This window comes from Streptomyces glaucescens (assembly GCF_002154375.1).
Taxonomy (GTDB): domain Bacteria; phylum Actinomycetota; class Actinomycetes; order Streptomycetales; family Streptomycetaceae; genus Streptomyces; species Streptomyces glaucescens.
In genome coordinates this window covers 1-1,978 of the sequence record NZ_MUND01000675.1, presented here as the reverse complement: position 1 = coordinate 1,978, position 1,978 = coordinate 1, and the positions used below count along the sequence as shown (strand labels likewise).

Genomic DNA, 1,978 nt, shown 5'->3' with positions numbered 1-1,978 from the left:
CGCACCATGCCCCACACCCTGCGCAACCTCGAACTCACCGACGAGATCACCGCCGAGCTGACCATGCTGGTCGGCTTCGACCAGGACCTGGCAGGCGAGGCCAACCGCACTTCCAACCGCATCCGCGGCCTGCTCACCCAGTTCCACCCCAGCCTCGAACGCGTCCTCGGTCCACGGCTGGACCACCCGGCAGTGACCTGGCTCCTGGAGCGCTACGGATCTCCGGACGCTCTGCGCAAGGCAGGCCACCGCAAGCTCGTCGAGGTGATCCGGCCCAGGGCCCCGCGCATGGCCCAGCGGCTGGCCGACGACATCCTCACCGCCCTGGACGAGCAGACCGTCGTGGTCCCCGGCACCGGCACCCTGGATGTGATCGTGCCCTCGTTGGCGAAGTCCCTGGCCGCCGTCCACGAACAACGCCGGACTCTGGAGGTCCGCATCGAGGCTCTGCTGGAGGCCCACCCTCTTTCCCAGGTTCTGACGTCGATGCCCGGCATCGGCGTCAGGACCGCCGCAGTCCTCCTGGTCACCGTCGGCGACGGCAGCACCTTCCCCACCGCCGCCCACCTGGCCTCCTATGCCGGTCTTGCGCCGGCCACCAGGTCGTCCGGGACCTCGATCCACGGCGATCACGCTCCGCGAAGCGGAAACCGGCAGCTCAAACGCGCGATGTTCCTGTCCGCGTTCGCAGCCCTGCACGATCCCGCCTCCCGCGGTTACTACGACCGCTGCCGAGCCCGCGGCAAAACCCACACCCAGGCCCTCCTCCGCCTCGCCCGCCACCGCATCAGCGTCCTGTTCGCCATGCTCCGCGACGGAACCTTCTACCAACCCCGCACCCCACACCTCGCTTGACGAAAGACATAGAGGCACCCCCCGGGTTACCTGCCCGCCTCGCGCCTTTGTCGATCGAAAGCTGGAAACGTGAGGCGGGGGCCGGTGCCAGGCATCGGCTGGTGTTCGTCGACCGGCTGGTCGTCACGCTGATCCACCTGCGGCACGATCTCCCGCACTCCGTCCTCGCCCTGTTGTCCGGTGTCGACCGCCTCCGCCTGGAGTGGGCCGCCCGTTTGCCCGACCACGACGTCACCGGCCTGCTGCTGTCCAAGTCGACGTACGTGGACCACGGCTTCCGAACGGGCACGGTGATGTCGCGGGCAGCAGGCCCGCCAGAGCGTTGCGGGCCCGGACGCGGGCGTGGCCGCGGATCAGCACCTGCGCGACCAGGTGCTCGCCGCTCACCATGGTCTCCTCCTCGTCGGAATCGACGCCCCGTCCGGATGGCGCCAGGATTGGCTGCACTACATCGGAACGGGATCTTCGTAGCGGGTGGCGGTGCGAGGACACGGTGTCGTGCAGGCGGGGTTTACCCGCAGGAGCGGGAAGTCAGACGCACGCCCCGGCGAGGCGCCGGGGACGGGAGCAGTGGCGGGCGCGTCGGCCCGTGAGTCCCTGGGCCGGGGCCGATGCCTGCTGCCGGTTGCGGCCGACACGGATGGTGCGGGGGGTCAGCCGCAGTCGTTGCGGTTGATTTTCAGGGAGCGTGTCTGGTCGTTGAGGTTGTAGCTGCGCAGGTCGTGGATGGAGCCGCCGCTGCGGGTGACGCAGACCCAGCGGCCGGAGTGGTTGCGCTTTTCGTAGACGCGGGCAGTGCGGTCGGAGTTGTTGCGGATCGAGCTGCCGCGGTCCCGGATCGCGGTCGGGAGGTCCTTCACGCTGCCGTCGGAGGCGCGGCGGACCCAGGGCTGTCCGCCGAAGTTGATCTCGGGGTAGATGCAGACGTAGCCGGACGGGCAGTCGATCCCAGCCGCGGCGCGGGGCTCGCTGGAAGCGGAGGCCGGAACAGCCAGCAGGGTGAAGGCGAGCGCGGCGACGGCCGCGGCACGCATCAGGTTCTTCATCATGTCCCACAGATACGGTCCACCGGCGCTTGGCGAGGTGACTCATCCGTGGGTTCACCCGCGCGGGCGGGCGCGCG

The 1,978-nt window shown here is 69.8% G+C and carries 2 protein-coding genes and 1 pseudogene; 2 read left to right on the top strand and 1 reads right to left on the bottom strand.

Annotated features, from left to right (window positions below):
• Positions 1-855: IS110 family RNA-guided transposase (locus CCN42_RS34555; RefSeq protein ID WP_086741354.1), on the top strand; the 855-nt coding region annotated here is incomplete at its 5' end.
• A 65-nt stretch (positions 856-920) separates the two neighbouring features.
• A pseudogene (locus tag CCN42_RS45100) lies at positions 921-1,046 on the top strand (helix-turn-helix domain-containing protein); the annotation flags it as partial.
• A 462-nt stretch (positions 1,047-1,508) separates the two neighbouring features.
• Here the strand turns inward: CCN42_RS45100 and CCN42_RS34545 are convergent.
• The gene (locus CCN42_RS34545; protein ID WP_245877601.1) at positions 1,509-1,904 is read right to left on the bottom strand and encodes a peptidase inhibitor family I36 protein; all 396 of its coding nucleotides are present in this window, start codon (positions 1,902-1,904) and stop codon (positions 1,509-1,511) included.
• Positions 1,905-1,978 lie beyond the last annotated feature (74 nt).

Excerpts from the sequence above, each read along its gene's own strand:
- CCN42_RS34545 (WP_245877601.1), bottom strand. The coding sequence starts at position 1,904 with ATGATGAAGAACCTGATGCGTGCCGCGGCCGTCGCCGCGCTCGCCTTC.